The following is a 21,472-nucleotide window of genomic DNA, read 5'->3' on the forward strand; positions in this document are numbered from 1 at the left end:
CCGCAATGCAAAGGATTAATATGCAACTCAAAGACAAAGTCGCACTGATTACCGGCGCCGCCAGTGGTATCGGCAAGGAAATGGCTATTGAATACGCGAAACAAGGCGCCAAGGTCGTCATCGCCGACCTGGCCCTGGAAGCGGCCAGCAAGACGGCCGAGGAAATCAAGCAGTCGGGCGGCCAGGCGTTTGCCGTCGCCATGGATGTCTCCAGCGAAGAACAAGTGGACAAGGGCGTGGCCGATGCCGCCGCCCACTTCGGCGGCATCGATATCCTGATCAGCAATGCGGGCATCCAGATCATCAGCCCCGTCGTCGACTACCCGTTCGATCAATGGAAAAAGATGCTGGCCATTCACATGGACGGCGCCTTCCTCACCACGCGCGCCTGCATGCGCGAAATGATCAAGGCGGGCCGCGGCGGCGCCATCATCTACATGGGTTCCGTGCACTCGCACGAAGGCTCGCCCTTCAAGAGCGCCTACGTTGCCGCCAAGCACGGCTTGCTGGGCCTGGCCAAGGTGGTGGCCAAGGAAGGCGCCAAGGATGGCATCCGCGCCAACGTCATCTGCCCCGGCTTCGTGCGCACGCCGCTGGTGGACAAGCAAATCCCCGAACAGGCGGCCCAGCTGAACATCAGCGAAGAAGACGTGATCAAGAAAGTCATGCTGAAAGACACCATCGACGGCGAATTCACCACCACGCAAGACGTGGCGCAAACGGCCGTCTTCCTGGCCGCCTTCCCGTCGAACGCCCTGAGCGGCCAGTCGATCGTCGTGAGCCACGGCTGGCACATGCAATAAACACGTGACGTATCCGGCAGGCGGCGCCGTCCGCCTGCATCACCGCATCTGAAAGTTCCTAATTGCAAGACAACACTTACCGCCACCCGCGCGCGGGCTGGCCGGGGCGCCTGTTTGCCGCGCTCGCCAATTCCACGCGCTTTGCCAACGCACGCCAGGCGATCATGTCCCGCCTGCCCTTCCTGACCCTGCACAGCGACGTGCGCGACGTCGTCTACGTGAGCTGGCTCGTCGACGCCGCTGCCGCGCAGCAACTGCTGCCCCCCGGCGTGACCCTGTGGCAGCGCGACGGCAAGACGCCGTTTACCGTCCTGACCTACCGCCACGGGCATTTCGGCCCGGCCCTGCTCGGTCCCCTGCGCCGGATGCTGCCGTCTCCGTTGCAAAGCAACTGGCGTGTATATCTGGACCACACGCCAGCGGGCGCACCGGCCGTGCCCTGCGTGTACTTTCTGAAAAACATCATGGACAGCTTGCCGCATGCGCTGGGCACGCGGCTGTTCAGCGACATCCTGCCGACCCACCTGGCCGCCGGCATGACGCTGGAAGTCACGGCCACGCAAGCCCGCTGCAGCATTGCCAGCGGCGCCGGCAGCGCGCCATCGCTGGACGTGCAGGCGGACATCGCAACCGACCATGCCCTCGATGCCGACTGGCAAGCGCTGTTCGGCAACTGGCGCGACGCCGTCGCCTTCCTCGCCTGCCAGGATGCGGCCATCGCGCACGTGCCGCGCAACGGCAAGCTGGTCTTCGGCGAAATCGACTTACCTGTTGATCTGGATCAAGTACAAGCGCTGACAGCCTTGCGCGCCGACTGCGGCTTGCTGGGGCAGTTGCCGCCCGTCTCCCAGCCGTTTGCCTTTCTCGTGCCCAAGGTTCCCTTCAAGGCGTTGTCAGAGCGCCTGCTGTAGCACGCCGGCGCTCCCCCGTGCGCGGGGGCGTGGCGGAGCCTGTCTGGCCGCCGCGCCGCCGTTCCAGCTTGAACAAGGCCATCGCCTGCTCCAGCTGCAAGGTCTGGTCTTGCAGCGACGCCGAGGCGGCCGCCGATTCCTCCACCAGCGCCGCGTTCTGCTGCGTGACTTCATCCATCTGCGTGACGGCCATGTTGACTTGCCCGATGCCGTGGCTTTGCTCGCGCGAAGCGGAGGCGATCTCTTCCATGATGCCGTGCACGCCCTGCACGGCGCCCAGCATTTCGGCGCTGCTGGCGCCCGCCTGCTGGGCCAGCTTCGCGCCCGCCTGCACCTGCGCCAACGACGCCGTGATCAATTGCTTGATTTCCGTGGCCGCCGCCGCGCTGCGATGGGCCAGGCTGCGCACTTCGCCCGCCACCACGGCAAAGCCCCGCCCCTGGTCGCCGGCGCGCGCCGCTTCCACGGCCGCGTTCAGGGCCAGGATATTCGTCTGGAAGGCGATGCCTTCGATAATGCCCGTAATGTCGCCGATCTTCTTCGATGAAGCGTCAATATCGGCCATCATGCTCACCATCTGACCGACGATCTCGCCGCCGCGCCCGGCCAGGCCGTGGACCTTGCCCGCCATGTCGCTGGCCTGCACGGCGTTGCCGCTGTTTTGCTGCACCGTGGCCGCCAGCTGCTCCATGCTCGACGCCGTCTGCTGCAGGGCTGACGCCTGCGCTTCCGTGCGGCCCGACAAGTCCATATTGCCGGCGGCGATTTCCTGGCTGGCCATGCTGATACGCAAGAAATTGCCGCGCACGTCGCCGACGATGGAATGCAAGTTTACGCGCAGCTGGCGCAGGGAGCGCAGCAGTTGCCCCATTTCGTCGCGCCGCGTGGTGTCGAGCTCGCCCGTCAGATCGCCGCCCGCCATCACGTCGCAAGCCTGGCGCGCCTGCTGCAACGGTTGCAGCACGGCGCGGTGCAGGCTGTGCCAGAAATACAGGGTCGCGCCCAAGGCCGCCACGGACAGCCCCGTCAGCCAGCCAGCCGCGCCGGCCGGCAGCAGGCCCGCATTCCACGCCAGTTGCAGCAGCAATACCAGGCTCAGCAAGCCCAGATTCCAGCCGATGCGCTTGCCCAGCGGCAAGTCACGCAGGCGCGCGAACCTGGCCAGCCAGTCAGTCCGCACGGCTGCGCCCTGGCTGATGACGATGCCGTCGGCCTGCCCCGCCTTGATGCGCGCGTACAGGGCCGAGGCCTGCGCCACCTGCTGGCGCGTGGGCTTGGTGCGCACGGACATGTAGCCGACGGCCACGCCGTCTTCCACCACCGGCGTCACGTTCGCCAGCACCCAGTAATAATCGCCATTCTTGCAGCGGTTTTTCACCATGCCGCTCCACGAGCGCCCCGAACGGATGGTGGCCCAGAAATCGGCAAACGCTTCGACCGGCATGTCGGGATGGCGCAGGATGTTCTGCGGCGCACCGATCAATTCTTCCGCGCTGTAACCGCTGACGGCGATGAAATACGGGTTGGCATAGGTGATATTGCCTTGCAAGTCGGTAGTCGAGACGATGGTCTCGGTATCGCTCAGGTTGATTTCGGTATCGCTGACGGGAAGATTGAGTCGCATGGTCACATCCTCAAAGGTAGCCCGTGGAAGCACGGGGAAGCGGGCAAATGCAAGGCGGCAGGAAGCCGGCGGCAATCTGCACCGATACATTAATTTTAATATCTAATTATTAATTTAAATCGGCAATTTTCACTGGCGAAATTGCCTTGCGAATCTGCAAATATTGCAGGCGGCAGCGCGGCCGCAGGGGAATGGCGGGAACGGTGCCGGAACAGCGTGACTGTCCCGGCGGCAAACAACGCGGCGGCTTAGCGCGGCACGTAGCGCCAGTTGGCGTTTTCCAGCATGAAGGTCAGTTCCGTCTTGATGGCTTCCGGACGGCTCGGCACGCTCAATTCCGTATCGCATACCAGATAGCCCGTCTTGCGCTTGACCTCGCACTCGTTGATGGCCTTGACCTGCATGGTGCTCTGCGCTTCCTGCATCTGCACATCCTTGGCCGCTTCCGGATTGCGCGCCACTTCTTCCTTGGCCCAGGCGCGTATCATCGCTTGCGCCTCGGCCGGCGACGGTCCCGCGAACTTGGCGTCCTTGCGCTCGACGCCCACCCAGGTACCGTTCTCGTTGCGCAACGGCAGCACCATGAAAGCATCGCGCATGCCCCCGCTCATGGCGACCAGGCACACCACTTCGCCCGGCACTTCCTGCGAATCCTGGCAGCCGGTCAAGCTGGTGACCTTGACGGCGATCGGTACCGTCACAGTCGATTGCATTTTGGCCCGGGTCTTGGCCACGCCCACCTGCACGGCGGCGTGGATTTGTTCGAGCGTCGGCATGGTGGCCGCCTGGGCCGGCAAGGCGGCAAACAGGGCGGCGGCGGTCAGGGCGAGGGAAGTCAGGCGCATGGGAATCGAGAGTAGTGAGCAAAGGCCGGCAGTCTAGCACTTTACATAAAGACAGTTGTTTCTATTGAGAATGATCGTCGCCATCGGGCGCGAGAAAGGCGCCGCCCCCGTCCGCCTGTCCGCGCAGGCGCAAGCCGATGGCGCGCAGCATCTCGACCAGCTCCCGCAAGCGCAAGCCCTCGTCCGTCAGCCGGTATTCCACCTTGACGGGCACTTCCGCGTAAATCGTGCGCGTCAGCAAGCCCGCCTCTTCCAGCGCGCGCAAGTCCAGGGTCAGCATGCGCTGCGAGATATTCGGCACGGCGCGGCGGATTTCGCTGAAGCGCTTCGGCCCCGCCATCAGATAGCTGAGCAGCACGATGCGCCAGCGCCCGCCCAGCAATCGCATGGCTTCTTCCACGGCGCAGCCGGAGACATTGTCTTTCATGGTTGGCTTCCCACCTGGTATAAAAAATGTACCTATACCACATTATTCTGCCTTCTTCCAAATAGTAACCATCACGATTAGACTGCCCTTCTTTCCTCTCACCGGAGTTCCAGCATGGAAACCACCCTGATCTACAGCGTGCCGTTCGGCTGCTCGTTTGCCGCCATCGCCGCCCTCGAATGGAGCGGCATGCCGTACCAACTTGCCCGCGTGGAAGCGCGCGACCCGGCCAGCAAGCTGCATCCCGCCTTTCTCGCCATCAATCCCCTGGGCCAGACGCCGGCCCTGCTCACGCACGCGGGCGCGCCGCTGCTGGAAAGCATGGCGATCCTGCTGCATATCGCCGCGCGCGCACCCAATAGCGGCCTGGGGTTTGCGCAGGGCACGCCGCAATACGACCGCCTGAACAGCGTGCTCTCCTTTTTGCACACGACCTTCCACGCGGCCTTCATGCCCGCCTTCCAGGCATCGCGCGCGCCGGAAACCGACGCGCGCGCGGCCGTCTGGCGCGAGATGGCCGTCGAGAAGGTCAACAAAAGCCTGGCGCACCTGGAGCGCCTGCTCGCCGGCCGCACCTGGCTCGCTTCCGATACCGGCCCCACCATCGCCGACGCCTACCTGGCCGCCACGGCGCGCTGGGCCGAACCGCTGCAGCTGGCGCGCCTGGCAGACTATCCGGACACGGCACGCGTGCTGGCGGCGCTGGAACAGGACCCCGGCATCCGCTTTGCCCACGCCATCGAGGACGGCTTGCCGGCCATCAGCCAGGGCGGCTTCCTGGGCCACGTGGCGCTCGACCAACTGGCAGTGCTGGCCGGCTAACCGGCGGTCAACTCCCGCAGCAGGCGCGTCTTTATTGCTATGATGTCGGGCTGCCGGCGGTACAGCCGGCCACATCAATACCATATCGATAACGTCGTCATAAAAATCGGGAGTTTGAATGAGTTTACGTCTGCTGCTCTTGGGAGCATTCAGTGCCGCCATGGCCACCACCGCCGCCGTGCCGGCCCTGGCTGCGCCGCGCGGTTTCACCGTGGAAGACATGGTTGCCATGGAGCGCGTGGGTAGCCCCGTGCTGTCGCCGGACGCCACGCGCGTCGTCTACACGGTGCGCACCACCAACCTGGACAAGAACCGCGGCAACACGCAGCTGTGGATGATCGACCTGCGCGCGCCGAACGCGGCGCCGCGCCAGCTCACGCGCGGCGAAGCGAGCGCCAGCGACCCGCAATGGTCGCCGAACGGCGACGCCATCTACTTCCTGTCCGGCCGTTCCGGCTCCTCGCAAGTGTGGCAGCTGCCCCTGAACGGCGGCGAAGCGGCCAAGGTCACCGACCTGGCGCTGGACGTCGACACCTACCGCCTGTCGCCGCAGGGCGACCGCCTGGCCTTCAGCATGGGCGTCTTCCTCGATTGCGCGGACCTCGCCTGCACGAAGAAGCGCCTCGATGAAAAAGCGAAAAACAAGGCCAGCGGCATGGTCTACGACCAGATGTTCGTGCGCCACTGGGATACCTGGGCCGATGGCCGCCGCAACGCGCTGTACTCGGCGCCGATCGACGCCACGGGCAAGGTCAGCGCCGCGCCCGTGAGCCTGAGCGGCACCCTCGACGGCGACGCGCCATCGAAACCGTTCGGCGACAATGGCGAATACCACTTCAGCCCGGACGGCAAGACGGTGGCCTTCTCCGTGCGCGTGGCCGGCCGCACGGAATCGTGGTCGACCAACTTCGACGTCTACACGATTCCTGCTATCGGCGGCCAGGCGCCGCGCAACCTGACGGCCGACAATCCGGCCTGGGATGCGAAAGCCACCTACTCGCCCGATGGCCGCACCCTGGCCTATGTCGCCATGACCAAGCCGGGCTTCGAAGCGGACCGTTTTCATCTGGTGCTGATGGATGTCGCCACCGGCAAGAAACGCACCCTGGCCGATGACTGGGACCGTTCCGTGGCCGACTTCCGCTGGACGCCGGACAGCAAGGCGTTCCTCGTCGCCGCCGATGACGTGGGCCAGCACCGCTTGTTCCACATCGACGCGGCCAGCGGCAAGGTCGCTGCGCTGACGGGCAAGGGCGCCGTGGGCGACTTCGACGTGCGCGGCAATACCATCGTGCTGGCGCAAGCCAACCTGGCCTCGGGCGCGCAGCTGTACACGCGCAAGCTCGATGCGAAGTCGGAAAACGCGCCGATGGTGCAGCTGACGAAGCAGAATGCGGCGGCCCTGGCCGACGTGCGTTTCGGCGAATATGAACAGTTCTCGTTCGCGGGCGCGAATGGCGAAACCGTCTACGGCCACGTCATGAAGCCGTGGAACGCCAAGGCCGGCGAAAAGTATCCGGTCGCCTTTTTGGTGCACGGCGGCCCGCAAGGCAGCTTTGGCAACAGCTGGAGCTACCGCTGGAACCCGCAAGTGTATGCGGGCGCCGGCTACGCCACCGTCTTCATCGACTTCCACGGTTCCACCGGCTATGGCCAGAAATTCACGGACTCCATCAGCGGCGACTGGGGCGGCAAGCCGCTGGTCGACTTGCAGAAGGGCCTGGAAGCGGCCACCAAGAAGTTCCCATGGCTGGACCGCGAGCGCAGCTGCGCGCTGGGCGCGTCCTACGGCGGCTACATGATGAACTGGATCGCCGGTAACTGGCCGGACGGCTTCAAGTGCCTGGTCAACCACGACGGCGTGTTCGACAACCGCGGCATGGCTTACGCGACGGAAGAACTGTGGTTCACCGAGTGGGAAAACGGCGGCCCGTACTACGACGCGCCGGCCAAGCACGAACAGTTCAACCCCGTCAACTTCGTGAAGAACTGGAAGACGCCGATGCTGGTGGTACAGGGCGACCTGGATTTCCGCATCCCTACCGCGCAAGGCCTGGGTACCTTCACGGCGCTGCAGCGCCAGGGCATCCCGAGCAAGCTGCTGGTCTTCCCGGACGAGAACCACTGGGTGCTGAAACCGGCCAATTCGCTGCTGTGGCATCACACGGTGCTCGATTGGCTCAACACCTACACTAAAAAGTAAGCCTGTTCCAGCGTAAAAAAGCCGCACAGTTCGCACTGTGCGGCTTTTTTTCATCCATCAATTAAGCCAAATCAATACGCCATCAATATGTATTGAGCGCCTTGGCGAACTTCACGATCCACAAGCGGCTAGGCCGCTCGCGGTCGTCGCCGCGCGCCACGCGGATGGTGTTGGCGGCGTTGCAGCCGGCCGCGCTGCTGGTGACGATGGTGCCGTTGGCGTCGACCGTGCACTTGGTGACGTCGGCGCCATCGACTTCCACGCCGTTCGCGTCAAAGATCTTCGTCTTCAGGCCGAAGTCATTGTCGTTGGCCAGCGCGATGGTGGAGTCGTCGATCAGGGTCAGGCCTTCCGCCTTTTCCGCCGCCCAGCCGATGGCGTTCAAGTCCAGCAGCAGGGTTTTCTTCAGCGGCGTGACGGCGGCCCAGTCGGCGCCGTTGACGCCAGCGCCGCCCATGCTGCTCTTCTCCAGGTCGGACGTCGTCGCATTGAAGGCGGCGGAGGAAATGTCCGTGGCGCCCTTCAATTCGACCAGCATCAGCTTGTTGAAGACCTTGCCCGACGGCGCGGCGCCCTGCTCGATGACGAGGAACTTGCCGCCGCCCAGCGCCACCATGTCGCCCAGCTTGGCATTGCCCGTGCGGCCATCCTGGTAGTCGGCCGCATTGAGCGGATACGCATACATCTTGCCGCTGGTGCCCGTCACCGGGTCGAATTCGATCCAGCGCGTGAAGCGGGCGAAGCGCTCCACCTGCTCCGCCTTCTTCGTCACCGAATACATGGCCGTGCCGTCGCTCAAGGGGCTTTGCAGGAAGGCGTACAGCTTGTCGTTGCTCGTGTCGAGGGTCATGCCTTCCATGCCGCGGTTCGCGCGGCGCTTGGCGAACAGCGCCGGCAAGCCCTTGCCCGGCTCGTACTTGGCCTGGATGATGCCCGTGGCCGCATCGATCTTGATGATGAACGGGCCGTATTCGTCCGATACCCACAGCGCATTGCGCTTCGCATCGACGACGATGGCTTCCGAATCGAGGCCGCCCGCGTTGAAGACGGCCTTGCCGGCGGCATCGAACTTCATCGCATCCATGACGGGAATCTCGGCCGAATTGCCGACCGCGCCCACGGGCACGGGCAAGCCCGAGCTGTTGACGGCGGCCGACACCTTGATCGGCGTGCTCGATGCCAGCACGGCGCCGGTCTTGCCCACCGTGATCACGCCGAATGACGGAGTAAAACTGGGCGACGGGAAGATCTTGCTGCCGATGGTGCCCTTGCCCGAGGGATCGGGTACCAGCGGGCCGTCGCCGTTCGGGCCGCGGTCCGTCAAGCCATAGAATTCCAGGTCGCCGGCCGCATTCTTGCCCTTGTAGGCCAGGCCCGAGCCGTACGACGGCAGGAAGCCGTTCGGGAATTCGCCCTTGATCTTCGCGTTCGCGCCTTCGTACGGCACGTAGAATTTGTCGGCCGCCTGGATCTGGTAGCGCGTCACGGTCACTTTCACTTCGCCCAACGGATTGGCTTGCGTCAGCGCTTCGTTGACGGGCGCGCCCGCTTTCGAGGCCAGGGTGTCTTCGAAATGCTCGCGCACGAGGGCGCGGCGCTCCGCATCGACCGTGCGGCCGGCGAATTTCGCGCCCACCGTTGCCAGATGCGCGGCCAGGGCCGCGTTGAAAGCTGCCGGGGCGGCGGCGAAGTCCAGGGTCTTGCCGGCCAGCGCAGCCTTCACTTCGGCCGTCAGCCTGATGCCGTTCGACGGATCGCTGTCATCGTCCAGCAATTGCAGCGCCAGCAGGCGGTTGACGACCTTGTCGTCCGCCACGTTGGTGCTGGCGGCCAGCGCCAGCGGCGTGACGACGGCGCCGCACGGCGCCGAACCCAGGGCCAGGCCGCCCACGCTGAAGGCGACCGTCTCGCCCGGATTGCAAACGAACTCGCCCTTGGCATTGGTGCTGGCCTTGGCCGCGCTGCCCGCAACGTAATCGAGTCCTTCCACCGCGCCATCGAGGAACACGCCCGTCTGCGCCACGGGCTTGGAAGGCTCCGCCGGCGGATTGTCGCTGCCGCCGCACGCGGCCAGGGCCAGGCCGGCGGCGATGGCCAACAGGGTCAGTTTCGGGATCGGCGTTACGGCAGTATTCATGCATTCCTCGGCTAAGGTGGGTGGAGTAACCGTGGAGCATAACTAATCAAAGTGACAAGGTAATGACAGCGGCTAGGCCTGTGGCATATCCGCCACGGGCCCGCCGATGCCGCCAAAACGGCCATCGGCCTGGCGCCGGAATTCCTTCGGCGTGACGCCCTTCACCTGCAGGAAGCGGCGGTTGAAATTGGCCACGTTCTGGAAGCCCACGTCGTAGCAGACGTTCGACACATACTGGTCCGTATCCATCAGCAGCTGGCACGCCTTGTTGATGCGCAGCCGGCTGATGAAATCCGTAAAACTGTTGCCCGTCGCCTTGCGGAAGAAGCGCGAGAATTTGCTCAGCGACATGCCCACCTGCTCGGCCAGCATTTCCGCCGAAATCGGCTCGCGGTAATTGTCCGTGATGTAGTTGAGGACGGAATTGACCTTGGCCAGGGTCGCATCGTCGTCGTACGAACGCAGGGAGGCGCTCGACAGCAAGCGGTAATTGGCGGTGCGCGCCAGTTTGCTCATCAGTTGCACGAATTCGGCGAAACGCTCGGCGCCATGCGTGACGCGGATGCGCGCCAGGTGCCGCTCCGCTTCCGCGCCCATGTCGAAAAACTCCACGCCATAGCTGGAGCGCTCCAGCAGCGGCAGCAACTCGCGCAATTCGGGAATGACGCGCGCGGCGCCCGCCAGCGGCGCGTGGGCGAATTGCACGATCATGTCGCGCAGGGCCACGCCGCCTTCCGGCATCACGTTGGAAATCCAGTTGTGCGGCAGGCGCGGGCCCGTCAGCACCAGGTGGCCGGGCGAAAACTCGCCGATATAGTCGCCCACGAACAATCGCCCGCTGGTGGCGACGATCAGGTGCAGCTCGTATTCCTCGTGGCAGTGCCAGCGCACGCGCGAGCTGGGATAGCCGTGTTCCAGGTAATTGATGATGCCGTCATAGCTTTCGCGTTCCAGTTCGGGCGCCTTGCGCTCGCTGTCCTTCTGCCACAGGTGTTCCATGCTCGTCTCTCCCAGGCTGTCCCCGCCTGTGCCATCCAATGTACCTCAAAAAGCCTCACTCGCCAAAACGGCCCAGCGCCTGCTGGCGAAACTCCTTCGGCGTCATGCCCTTCAATTCCAGGAAGCGCCGGTTGAAATTGGCCACGTTGTTGAATCCCGCCTCGTAGCAGATGTTGCTGACATAGCGCTCCGTCTCCATCAGCAGCTGGCACGCCTTGTTGATGCGCAGGCGGTTGACGAAGTCCGTGAAGCTGTTGCCCGTGGCGTGGCGAAAGAAGCGCGAAAACGTCCGCTCGGGCATGTCCACCTGCTCGGCCAGCTGTTTCAGCGAAAACTGGCTGCTGTAATTGTGCACGATGAAGTTGATGGCGGAGCTGATGCGCGCCAGGGCCACGTCGTCGTCGCTCGACTGCATCGGCACCGTCGACAGCAGCTGGTAGTCGCTGGTCTGCGCCAGTTCGCCCAGCAGGCTCAAAAATTCGATCAGGCGCGGCAAGCCGCTGCTGTCGCGGATGCGCCGGAAGCGCCGCAGCGACTGTTCGCTGACGCCAAAGAATTCCACGCCGTGCAGGGCGCGCTGCAGCAGCGGGAAAATATCCTTCAACTCGGGCATGGCGGCGGCCATCGACGCCAGCGGCGCGTGCGAAAACTGGATCACCATGTCGCGCAAGGCCACGCCTTCCGGGGGCGTGCCGAGCGACACCCAGTTGTGCGGCACGCGCGGCCCCGTCAGCACCAGGTGGCCGGGCGCGAACTGGCCGATGTAGTCGCCGACAAACACCTTGCCGCTGCTCTCGACGATCAGGTGCAGCTCATACTCGTCGTGGTAATGCCAGCGCACCAGCGAATTCGGAAAGCCGTGCTCCAGGTAGCGGATGAAGCCGAAACTGCCTTTCGGCTCGAAGCCGGGCGTCGCGTCGCGCTGCTGTTCCAGCTCCATCTGTGGTTGCGGATATTCGGCCTTGCGTTGCATGGCACGCCCTCCCCCGTCAGGCGACGATCTGTTCCAGCGCCGCGCGCGCGCCCAGCCCATACAGGCTGGCCAGCGACTGCCCCACCGCCTGCGTGAAGGCCGGTGTGTCGCTCAAGTCGCCGAACAGCTCGCGCAAGGACAGCAGCGCCGCGGCGTCCGACCCGCCCTGCAGCGCCAGCGCGCGCAGGCGCACCGCGTACGGATCGCTCAAAGGCATCTCGCGTCCCTGCTCGTCGTGGCCTTCCAGGTAGCGGAACCAGCACGCCACGGTAAACGCCAACAGCGTGATGGCGCCGCCCCGGGCCAGCGCTTCGCGCACGGACGGCAGCACGAATTTCGGGATGCGCGCCGAACCTTCCGTGCCGATGCGCGCCAGCTGGTCGCGCACGGCCGGATTCGAGAAGCGCTCGATCAGGGTGTCTTTGTAGCTGTCCAGATGTATGCCTTCCACTTCGCCGAGCAAGGGCGTGACCTCGTCATCCATCATGCGGCGCACGAGCGCGCGGATGCCAGGGTCACCCATCGCTTCATGCGCAAACGTGTAACCGAGATGCATGCCAATGTAGCATAGGGCCTGGTGGCTGGCATTGAGCAAGCGCAGCTTCATCTTTTCATACGGCAGCACGTCGTGCGTCATCTGCGCGCCCACCTGTTCCCAGGCCGGCCGGCCCTGCGGGAATTCGTCTTCGATGACCCACTGGCGGAACGGCTCGCACACGACGGGCCAGGCGTCGACGATGCCGAAGGTCTCGCGCACGAGCGCCCGGTGTTCATCCGTGGTGGCCGGCGTGATGCGGTCGACCATGCTGTTGGGGAAGCTGCCATGCGTGGCCAGCCAGCGCGCCAGCTCCACGTCGCGCAGGGCGACAAAGGCCAGCAGCATCTTGCGCGTCACGTCGCCATTGTTTTGCAGGTTATCGCAGGACATGATGGTAAACGGTGCCAGGCCACGCTGGTGGCGCAGGGCCAGCGCCGCGGCCAGGTAGCCGAACGAGCAGCGCGGCGCCTCCGGGTGCGCCAGTTCGTACGCAATGTCGGCATGACCGGCGTCAAACTCGCCCGTGCCCTGGTTCACGTAATAACCGCCTTCCGTGATGGTCAGCGCGACGATGCGCGTGCCGGGGTCGGCCAGCTTATCCAGCACGGCTTGCGGCTCGTCGGGCGCATACAGGTATTCGGCGATGCTGCCGATGATGCGCGCGCTATCGCCGGCCGCGCTGCGCTCGACCACCGTGTACAAGCCATCCTGCGCCTGCATGGCGTCGCGCATGGCCGCGTCATGCGCCAGCAAGCCCACGCCGCAATAGCCCCACTGCGCATGCTCCTGGCCTTGGAGCGCCAGCAAGTCGTCGAGGTACACGGCCTGGTGGGCGCGAAAAAAACCGCCCACGCCGATATGCACGATGCTGGGCACGAGCGCGCCGCGCGCAAACGCTGGCACGGCCACGGTCCCTGGCAACTGCGCCAGGTTTGCCTGGTTCAAGGCGATGGCGTCCATTACAGCACTCCTTTCGCCGCCGCGTAGGTCTTGCCGGCGCGGTCGAAATAATGCACGAAGCCCGGCTCGAACGTCAGGTGCGTCTGCTGGCCCGGCTGCAGGCTGCTGCGCTCCGCGCCGCGCGACACCACCTGCACATTGTTCGGCAGGCGCACATAGGTGAGGGTTTCCACGCCCAGCGATTCGACCAGGTCGACGGTGACGGGCACGCTGCCCGGCTGCGCCGCTCCCAGGTGCACGTGTTCGGGACGGATGCCGACAAAGCCGTCGGCCTGCGCCGCGCTGCCCGCCTGCGCCAGCAGCTGCGGCGCCGCGTCGGCGGGCACCACGTTCATGCTGGGCGTGCCGATGAATTGCGCGACAAAGCGGTTGGCGGGACGGTCATACAGTTCCAACGGCGAGCCATGCTGCTCGATCTGCCCGTCGCGCAGCACCACCACGCGGTCGGCCAGGGTCATCGCCTCGACCTGGTCGTGCGTGACATAGATGGTGGTGGCGCCCAGCTCGCGGTGCAGCTTGGCGATCTCGATGCGCGTCTGCACGCGCAGGGCCGCGTCGAGGTTGGACAACGGTTCATCGAACAAGAACACTTTCGGGTCGCGCACGATGGCGCGGCCGATGGCCACGCGCTGGCGCTGGCCGCCCGACAATTCTTTGGGCGTGCGTTCCAGGTACTTCCCCAGGTCGAGGATGGCGGCCGCCTTGTCGACTTTTTCGCGGATGATGGCCGGATCGACGCCGGCCAGCTTCAGCGCGAACGACATGTTCTGGAACACCGTCATGTGCGGGTACAGCGCATACGACTGGAACACCATCGCCAGGTCGCGCTTGGATGATGGCAGCGCCGTGATGTCGCGCCCGTCGAGCGACAGCTTGCCGCCGTCGATCGGTTCGAGGCCCGCGATCAGGCGCAGCAGGGTTGATTTACCGCAACCCGACGGTCCCACGAAGACGACGAACTCGCCCTGCCGGATTTCCAGGTCGATGCCCTTGATGGCGCGGTGCTCGCCAAAGAATTTCTCGATATTGCTCAGTTGAAGGTAAGCCATGATGTGTGTCTCTATTCTGTAGTTTATTTGACTGCGCCGAAGGTCATGCCCTGCACCAGTTGTTTTTGGCAGAACCAGCCCAGCGCCATGATGGGCGCGATGGCCATCAGGGAAGCGGCCGACAATTTCGCCCAGAACAAGCCTTCCGGGCTGGAATATGAAGCGATGAGCCAGGCCAGGGTGCCCGCGTTGGACGCGCCCAGGTTCAGCGACCAGAACGATTCGTTCCACGACCACACCATGCACACGAGGGCCGTGGAAGCGATGCCGCCCACGGACAGGGGCAGCACGACGTGGCGGAATTCGTCCCACACGGTGGCGCCATCCATGCGCGACGCTTCCAGGATTTCACGCGGCAACTCCTTCATGCTCGTGTACAGCAGCCAGATCATGATGGGCAAATTCATCAGCATGAACATGATGGTCAGGCCGATGCGCGTGTCGAGCAGGCCGAAGTACTGGTAGCAAATATAGATCGGCATCAAGGCGCCCACGCCAGGCATGTAGCGCGAGCTGAGCATGAATTTCAGCAAGCCGATGGTGCCGCCCGTGGGAAAGAAGGCCATCGAATACGCGGCCGGGATGGCGATCAAGAGGCCGATGGCCGTCGAGAGCACGCTGGTAAACAGCGAATTCCACGCGTAGCCGAAGTAATTGTCGCGCGCCAGCACTTCGCGGAAACTGTCGAGCGTGGGCGTGAAAAACAGCAGCGGCGGCGTGGAAATGGCTTGCCCTTCCGTCTTGAAGGCCATCAGGCCCAGCCAGAAGATGGGGAAGAACAGCAGCAGCGCGAACAGCCAGGCGGCAGCCGTGCGGCCATATAAGTTAAGTTTGCTATGCATCAAGGTCTCCTTATTTCGACAGATTCTTGCCGATGACGCGCATCAGGAAGAAGGCGGCGATGTTGGCGATGAGCACGGCGAACAGGGCGCCGGCCGAGGCCGCTCCCACGTCATAGGACAGCAGTGCCTGCTGGTAAATCATGAAAGTGATGGTGGTCGTGTCGAAGCCGGGACCGCCGCCCGTGGTGGTAAAGATTTCCGCAAAGATCGACAGCAAGAAGATCATTTCGATCATCAGCACCACCGAGACGGCGCGTCCCAGGTGGGGAATGTAGAGGTAGCGCAACTGCTGCAGATACGTGGCGCCATCCATGCGCGCCGCTTCCAGCTGTTCCCGGTCCATCGATTGCAGCGCCGTCATGAAGATCAGGCAGGCAAACGGCAGCCATTGCCACGAAACCATCATGATGATGGAAAACAGGGGGTGGGCCGACAGCCAGTCGACGGGCGTGGCGCCAAAGAACAGGCTGATCTGCGCAAACAGGCCGTAGATCGGGTTGAGCAGCATGTTCTTCCACATCAGGGCATTCACGGCCGGCATGACGAGAAACGGCGAAATCAAGAGCACGCGCACGACGGCGCGCCCCGGAAACGCTTCATTGATCAGCAAGCCCAGCGCCGTGCCCAGCACCACCGTGATCAGCATGACGGAAAACAGCAGGGTAAACGTGTTCTGCAGGGCCGGCAGGAACGAGGCATCCGTAAAGAAAAAGTGGAAATTGGCAAGGCCATGGAAAGGATGGCCGCTGGGATCGAGCATCGAATAGCGCACGAACGAGTAATACAGGGTGATCAGCAGCGGGATCACGGAAATGACGGAGACGGCGACCACGGCCGGCGTCAGCAAAGTCCGGGGGATAATGCGTTTCATAGGATACTCTTGGGACGTGAGGGAGTGACGGCCCGCTGAACAGCAAGGCCGATCACATCACCTGTTGACAAAGCAAATGGCACAGCAAGACCGGAGACGTCTTATTTGTAGTACCCGCCTTTACGCATTTCTCTTTCAGCCGTCTGCTGCGACAATTCCAGCGCCTGGTCCACCGTCACCTTGCCCAGCAGCGCCGCCGCCATCTGCTGGCCGGCGGCCACGCCGATCACCTGGAATTCGGGAATCGACGCAAATTGCACGCCCACGTACGGCGACGGCGGCAAGGTGCTTTGCACGGCGCGCGTGGTGGCCAGGGCCTTGCCTTCGGCGGCGGCAAATTTCGCCACTTTCTGGAACTCGGGGCTCGCATACGTCGACTTGCGCGTGCCCGTCGGCACGTTGGCCCAGCTCGTTTCCTTGGCAACCAGTTTCACGTAGTCGGGCGAGGTGGCCCAGTTGATGAAGCGCTGCGCCTCGTTCGGGTGCTTCGAGCTGGACGGGATGGCCAGCGACCAGATCCACAGCCAGTTGGCGCCCCGCTCCGTCACGCCCACGGGCGACTGGGCGAACGCCACCTTGTCGGCCACCTTGCTTTGCTTTGGGTCGGTGATGAAGGAGGCGGCGATGGTCGCATCGATCCAGATGCCACATTTGCCCTGGTTAAACAGCGCCAGGTTTTCATTGAAGCTGTTGGCGGCCGCGCCCGGCGGGCCGTATTTCTTCATCAGGTCGACATACATATTGACCGCGTCTTTCCACGGCTTGCTGGTAAATTGCGGCTTCCATTGCATATCGAACAACTGGCCGCCATAGGAATTGGCCATGGTGGTGATCAGCGCCATGTTGTCGCCCCAACCCGGCTTGCCGCGCAGGCAGATGCCGTACACGCCGTTGGCCGGATCGTGCAGCTTGGCCGCCACGTCACGCAACTGGTTCCAGGAAGGACGGTCCTCGATCGTCACGCCGGCTTTTTTCACCAGGTCGCTGCGGTACATGATCATCGAGCTTTCGCCATAGAACGGCGACGCGTACAGCTTGCCGTCGCCGGAGAGGCCTTCGCGTATGGCGGGCAGCAAGTCGTCGATATCGTATTTGGCGTCAGGCTTGATGGGGATCAACCAGTTTTTCTTGCCCCAGATGGGCGTTTCATACAGGCCGATGGTCATCACGTCGAACTGGCCGCCCTTGGTGGCGATATCGGTGGTCATGCGCTGGCGCAAGACGCCCTCTTCCAGAGTCACCCATTTGAGCTTGATGTCGGGATTGGCTTGCTCGAAGAACTTGCTGAGCTTTTGCATTTCGATCATGTGGCCATTGTTGACGGTGGCGATGACGAGGTCGGTTGCGGCGAAGGCGGACGAACTGAGGAAGCCGGCGCACAGCGCGGCAATGGCGGAACGTTTCATTGTGTGTCTCCAGTGTTTTTTGTCGTTGGCAATGCTCAGGTACTTAGCACCACGACCACAATGTAGCACCAGACTTTGATACTTTCTGATACTCCAAAACCGCAATTCGATACTCCTTTGCAAGCCCACTATGCGCAAGAGTATCGACATTGGATAAAAACAACACTTTGAAAGAAAGTATCGTCACTTGTTCGTTTTGTATCAGGGTGGTTAAAAAAGCGCTGCTAGACTTGGTTTTCGGCATTAGACCGTGTGCGGTGACAGCCTTCCGGGGTGCCACCGCTACCACCTACATTTTTCTGGAGACCGCATGAACCGCACTGCCTTGAAAACCTTGCCTGCCCTGCTCCTCGCCATCGCCAGCGCTTCCGCCATGGCCGACCCGATGTACCCATCCGACTCCGAAGGCTTCCACGGCTACCTGCGCGCAGGCGCCGGCAGCAATACGTCGGGCGACGGCGGTTCGCAAGGCTGCTTCGGCCTGGGTGGCAATACCATGAAATACCGTCTGGGCAATGAGTGCGACGCCTACACGGAATTCGGCTACACAAAATCCGTCGCCAAGTCCGGCGGCGTGAACTACCTGGCCACCATCTGGGTCAACGCTTATGCGCCAAACTCGGATTTCGGCGACAACAAGCTGGGCATCGTCAAGGCCTACGTCGAAGCGCAGGGACTCGATTTCCTGAACGGCGGCACGGCCTGGATCGGCAAACGCTTCTACTACCGTCCTGACATCCACATGCTGGACTTGCAATACATCAATATGAACGGCACGGGCGCCGGCCTGGACCGCATTCCTGCTGGTCCTGGTAAATTCTCGTATGCCTTCTTCAAGGACAACGACGTCAAGGTCGCGTTACCGAACGGCGGCGTCAACACCAAATCGGCCGTACGCCAGAACTTCATCTACGGCGAGATTCCCGTCAATGAAAACGGCACCCTGGACCTGGCCGCGACCTACATCATCGGCGAAGGCAAGGATGACGTCGCCACTGGCAAGCGCAATAATGGCTGGCAGCTGTCGGCCTTCCACCGTCAAGGTAAAGTGTTTGGCGGCGGCAATACCTTCGGCGTGCAGTACGGCGTCGGTCCCGGCACCGGCCAGGGTGCGCAGTTCGGCGCTTCGGGCGACACCAATTTCGGTTCGGACGTGAAACGCACGCGCATCTTCAATGACATGGCGATCCAGCCGATGGCCAACTTCGGCATGGAATTCGTCGCCCTGTGGCAAAAAGACGAGTCGAACGCCAAAGGTTCGTCGACCTGGACCTCGGTCGGCGTGCGTCCCGTGTACGCGTTCACCGACAACTTCAAGCTGGTGGGCGAACTGGGCACGGACCGCGTGACGCAAGCGGGCGGCCTGCCGGCCAAGCGCCTGACCAAGCTGACCATCGCGCCGACGATCTCGGCCGGTCCTGGCCTGTGGTCGCGTCCTGAGCTGCGCGCTTTCGTGACCTACGGCAAATGGAACGATGCGGCCACCGCCTCGGTCAACGCGTCGAACAACGGCGGCCCGATCTACAACAACAATACCAGCGGCACGTCCTACGGCTTCCAGGTCGAGACGTGGTTCTAAGCCAGCTTAACTAACGCCAGAAACTAAAAAGGGCGGAACCGCGGTTCCGCCCTTCTCTGTTTACACTACCGGATTCAACTTATGGCAAGGCCACCGGCAATTCCGGATACTCTTGCGTCAGCGCATACTTGGTGCCGCCCACGGTGACCGTGTAGTTGGCAGGTCCCGAGATCGGCAAGCGGTAATTCAAGGTCAGCGCCACGGAGCCGCCCGGCGCCAGCGATTGCCAGGCGGGAATCGCAAAGCGGGCCCGGTTGTAGTTCTTCGTGAAGCCGCCGATATTGTTCGGCCCCGTGTAGCCGGCATTGATCACCGTCAAGCCGAAGCCGGACTGGTCGCTCATGTCCGACGGCGCCGAGACGGGATAGTCGAACTCCACCACGGTGCCGCCCGGCAAGGTCGAAGCCGTGTTGTTCTTCACCGTCATCACCGGATTGATGGGGAAGTTGTTGTCGCCCAGCTTCCAGCCGCCCAGGGTGATGCTGACATTGGCCGCCGTGCCCGGCATGGCGATTTCGGCGCGCTTGTTGCCATACGCGCCAGCCGTGCGGAAGGCCTGGTACAGCACGTCCGTCAGGGTGGTACCCATGAAATACTCGCCCTTGCCGCCATTGCGCGTGGCATCCCAGGCATAGTCGCCCGCCATTTCCCAGATCATTACGCCGCCGATATTGTTGTTGACAATGTACTGGGCCTTGGCCGCGATCGACTGCGTGGTTTCCGTGGAAATGAACACTTTCTTGGTCGCATTCCACAGCCACGGCGCCACCATGGTGCTGCTGTAATACGGCACATACGTGCCCACCAGCGCCTTGTCCGTGACTTTATACGCATCGAGGTAGCTCGGCACGATACCGTTCTGCAAGTTCAGCGCATGCCAGATGGGGTTGCCGCCGCCTGGCGTCGGTTTGCCCTGCGAATCCAGGTCGTACCACACGTTGTCGATGCCGGTGGCCCCCGTGCCGCACGTCTTGGTGCCGGCGCACGTGACCGTGGAACTGATCAACGGCGTCGTGCCCCACAAGCCATTCGTGCCACCCGTCACATCCTTCCAGCCCCGCGTGTAGAACGGCACGCCGATATTGATGCGCCCCGCCTGCATGGCGCCACGGTAATAGCGGTAGGCCCAGTCCGTATTCAGATAGCCGATGTTCTGGAACTGGTAGGCGTTACCGGCGCGCAACTCACCGTCGTTGCCGTCGTCAAACAGCGCCGCGTTCGGTCCCACGTACTGGTTCCACGCGCCGTGCAAGTCATACGACATCAGGCTGGCGTAATCGAGATATTTCAATCCCGACATGTTTTCCTCGCCCCGCAAGACCCAGCCCGAGGCGGAGCCGGCGATGGTCAGCAGGTAATATTTATTGTCCTGCACGGCCGCTTCGTCGAGCTTCTGGCGCAGCACTTTCAGCAGCACGTTGTAGCTCGTCATCAGGCCGGCCAGGCGCGGTTTCGAGACGGCGAAGTCGTTCGGATTGCCTGCTTCATTGTTGGTCGTCGGATGTTCGTAATCGACATCAACGCCATCGAAGAAGTTGTACTGGCGCACGAAGGCCACCATGGAATCGGCCAGGGTGTTGATGCCGGCCGTGTTGATGCTGCCGTCCGCGTTTGTCGTGGCCGTGTAGAAGCCGCCGCTGCCGGCCCAGCCGCCCACGGAAATCATCAGTTTCACGCCCGGATACTTCTTCTTGTATTGCGACAGCAAGTTGAAGTGGCCCTTGTACGGCAGCGACGGGTCCATGGCGGCGGCAGGCACGTTCGGCCACGTGAGGCCCGTATCGGGATTGGCCGCGCCGCTGCCGATGGCGATTTTTGACGTGGCCGGATCGACGGAGGCAAACGCATAGTTCAAGTGGGTGATCTTGTCCCACGGCAAATTGTTCACCAGGTAAGTCGGGCTGCCATCGGCGCCCGTGCGCCAGCTGGCGAAATAGCCGACGATGCGCCGGTTCAAGCCATTGCCCAGCACTTCGCGGCCATTCGCGTCGTACACCTTGCAATACGGCACATTCGGCACGGCCGAGATCAAGCCGTCCGGACGGCAAGCCGTGGGGGTTGGCGTCGGTGTGGGCGTTGGGGTTGGGGTTGGCGTCGGGGTCGGTGTCGGTGTCGGTGTCGGGGTCGGTGTCGGTGTCGGCGTTGGTGTCGGCGTTGGCGTTGGCGTTGGCGTTGGCGTCGGTGTCGGGGTATCCGTCACGGCCCATGGGCCCCACTGGTCGGTGGCGCTGGGGACATTGCCCTGCGTCCACCACTTGGCCTTGTAGGTGACGCCCTGGTACAGCACGCATTGGCCGCCCGTGTAGACGGTGGCGGCATCCCAGACGGCGCACGCTTCCGCGGCGGCCAGCAAGGTGTTGGGCGTGGCGGTCGTGCCTTCCTGGCCGCCGCCGCAAGCGACGAGCACGCCGCTGAGCAGGGCCATCAATAATGCATTCGATTTCATGTTGTATTGGTCTCCGTTATGGTTGTACAGGTTGTAC

17 protein-coding genes are annotated in these 21,472 nt (G+C 63.3%); 5 read left to right on the top strand and 12 right to left on the bottom strand.

Going from position 1 to position 21,472, the window contains the following annotated elements:
- Window positions 1-20: 20 nt before the first annotated feature.
- Window positions 21-803, top strand: coding sequence for a 3-hydroxybutyrate dehydrogenase (locus O0879_RS09585; protein ID WP_034777971.1), 783 nt, complete (start codon window positions 21-23; stop codon window positions 801-803).
- Between the two features lie 62 nt (window positions 804-865).
- Window positions 866-1,714: a DUF2071 domain-containing protein gene (locus O0879_RS09590; protein ID WP_289916105.1), complete on the top strand. Its 849-nt coding sequence runs from the start codon at window positions 866-868 to the stop codon at window positions 1,712-1,714.
- Here the strand turns inward: O0879_RS09590 and O0879_RS09595 are convergent.
- The 3 genes from O0879_RS09595 to O0879_RS09605 form a co-directional block, all read right to left on the bottom strand.
- On the bottom strand, window positions 1,686-3,338 hold the full coding sequence (locus O0879_RS09595) for a PAS domain-containing methyl-accepting chemotaxis protein (protein WP_289916106.1): 1,653 nt from the start codon (window positions 3,336-3,338) through the stop codon (window positions 1,686-1,688). The two genes, O0879_RS09590 and O0879_RS09595, sit on opposite strands and share 29 nt — an antisense overlap.
- Before the next feature lie 248 nt (window positions 3,339-3,586).
- On the bottom strand, window positions 3,587-4,183 hold the full coding sequence (locus O0879_RS09600) for a hypothetical protein (RefSeq protein ID WP_099380592.1): 597 nt from the start codon (window positions 4,181-4,183) through the stop codon (window positions 3,587-3,589).
- 61 nt (window positions 4,184-4,244) lie between these two features.
- Window positions 4,245-4,610 (bottom strand): helix-turn-helix domain-containing protein, encoded by a 366-nt coding sequence (locus O0879_RS09605; RefSeq protein ID WP_099380591.1) that lies wholly within the window; start codon window positions 4,608-4,610, stop codon window positions 4,245-4,247.
- A gap of 114 nt (window positions 4,611-4,724) precedes the next feature.
- On the opposite strand from O0879_RS09605, the gene O0879_RS09610 reads away from it, so the two are divergent.
- Together O0879_RS09610 and O0879_RS09615 are read left to right on the top strand one after the other, a co-directional pair.
- Window positions 4,725-5,432 (top strand): glutathione S-transferase family protein, encoded by a 708-nt coding sequence (locus O0879_RS09610; RefSeq protein WP_289916107.1) that lies wholly within the window; start codon window positions 4,725-4,727, stop codon window positions 5,430-5,432.
- Between the two features lie 160 nt (window positions 5,433-5,592).
- A complete protein-coding gene (locus O0879_RS09615) occupies window positions 5,593-7,635 on the top strand; it encodes a S9 family peptidase (RefSeq protein ID WP_289916184.1) in 2,043 nt (680 codons plus the stop codon).
- Between the two features lie 82 nt (window positions 7,636-7,717).
- Here the strand turns inward: O0879_RS09615 and O0879_RS09620 are convergent, their stop codons facing one another.
- The 8 genes from O0879_RS09620 to O0879_RS09655 all read right to left on the bottom strand — a co-directional run bounded on the left by O0879_RS09620 (window position 7,718) and on the right by O0879_RS09655 (window position 17,410).
- Entirely contained in the window at window positions 7,718-9,772 is a 2,055-nt protein-coding gene (locus O0879_RS09620; RefSeq protein WP_289916108.1) for an esterase-like activity of phytase family protein, read from the bottom strand.
- Between the two features lie 72 nt (window positions 9,773-9,844).
- Window positions 9,845-10,771 (bottom strand): AraC family transcriptional regulator, encoded by a 927-nt coding sequence (locus O0879_RS09625; protein ID WP_099664779.1) that lies wholly within the window; start codon window positions 10,769-10,771, stop codon window positions 9,845-9,847.
- A 55-nt stretch (window positions 10,772-10,826) separates the two neighbouring features.
- Window positions 10,827-11,744: an AraC family transcriptional regulator gene (locus O0879_RS09630; RefSeq protein ID WP_251351900.1), complete on the bottom strand. Its 918-nt coding sequence runs from the start codon at window positions 11,742-11,744 to the stop codon at window positions 10,827-10,829.
- A gap of 16 nt (window positions 11,745-11,760) precedes the next feature.
- Complete coding sequence (locus O0879_RS09635; RefSeq protein WP_289916109.1) at window positions 11,761-13,242, bottom strand: mannitol dehydrogenase family protein; 1,482 nt, start codon at window positions 13,240-13,242, stop codon at window positions 11,761-11,763.
- Window positions 13,242-14,291 carry an ABC transporter ATP-binding protein gene (locus O0879_RS09640; RefSeq protein WP_289916111.1) on the bottom strand — a complete coding sequence of 350 codons (1,050 nt, stop codon included), beginning with the start codon at window positions 14,289-14,291 and terminating at the stop codon, window positions 13,242-13,244. The genes O0879_RS09635 and O0879_RS09640 overlap by 1 nt, the downstream gene beginning before the upstream one ends.
- A gap of 23 nt (window positions 14,292-14,314) precedes the next feature.
- Window positions 14,315-15,133, bottom strand: coding sequence for a carbohydrate ABC transporter permease (locus O0879_RS09645; protein ID WP_034777945.1), 819 nt, complete (start codon window positions 15,131-15,133; stop codon window positions 14,315-14,317).
- Window positions 15,134-15,143: 10 nt separating this feature from the next.
- Window positions 15,144-16,004 carry a sugar ABC transporter permease gene (locus tag O0879_RS09650; protein WP_289916112.1) on the bottom strand — a complete coding sequence of 287 codons (861 nt, stop codon included), beginning with the start codon at window positions 16,002-16,004 and terminating at the stop codon, window positions 15,144-15,146.
- Window positions 16,005-16,105: 101 nt separating this feature from the next.
- On the bottom strand, window positions 16,106-17,410 hold the full coding sequence (locus O0879_RS09655; protein WP_099664784.1) for a sugar ABC transporter substrate-binding protein: 1,305 nt from the start codon (window positions 17,408-17,410) through the stop codon (window positions 16,106-16,108).
- Between the two features lie 310 nt (window positions 17,411-17,720).
- Here O0879_RS09655 and O0879_RS09660 point away from each other — a divergent pair, with 310 nt between their 5' ends.
- Window positions 17,721-18,989 (top strand): carbohydrate porin, encoded by a 1,269-nt coding sequence (locus tag O0879_RS09660; protein WP_289916113.1) that lies wholly within the window; start codon window positions 17,721-17,723, stop codon window positions 18,987-18,989.
- Between the two features lie 79 nt (window positions 18,990-19,068).
- On the opposite strand, the gene O0879_RS09665 is transcribed toward O0879_RS09660, so the two are convergent.
- On the bottom strand, window positions 19,069-21,435 hold the full coding sequence (locus O0879_RS09665) for a glycosyl hydrolase family 18 protein (RefSeq protein WP_289911892.1): 2,367 nt from the start codon (window positions 21,433-21,435) through the stop codon (window positions 19,069-19,071).
- Window positions 21,436-21,472 lie beyond the last annotated feature (37 nt).

The sequence above is a fragment of the Janthinobacterium sp. SUN120 genome, assembly GCF_030397735.1.
Classification (GTDB): Bacteria; Pseudomonadota; Gammaproteobacteria; order Burkholderiales; family Burkholderiaceae_D; genus Janthinobacterium; species Janthinobacterium kumbetense.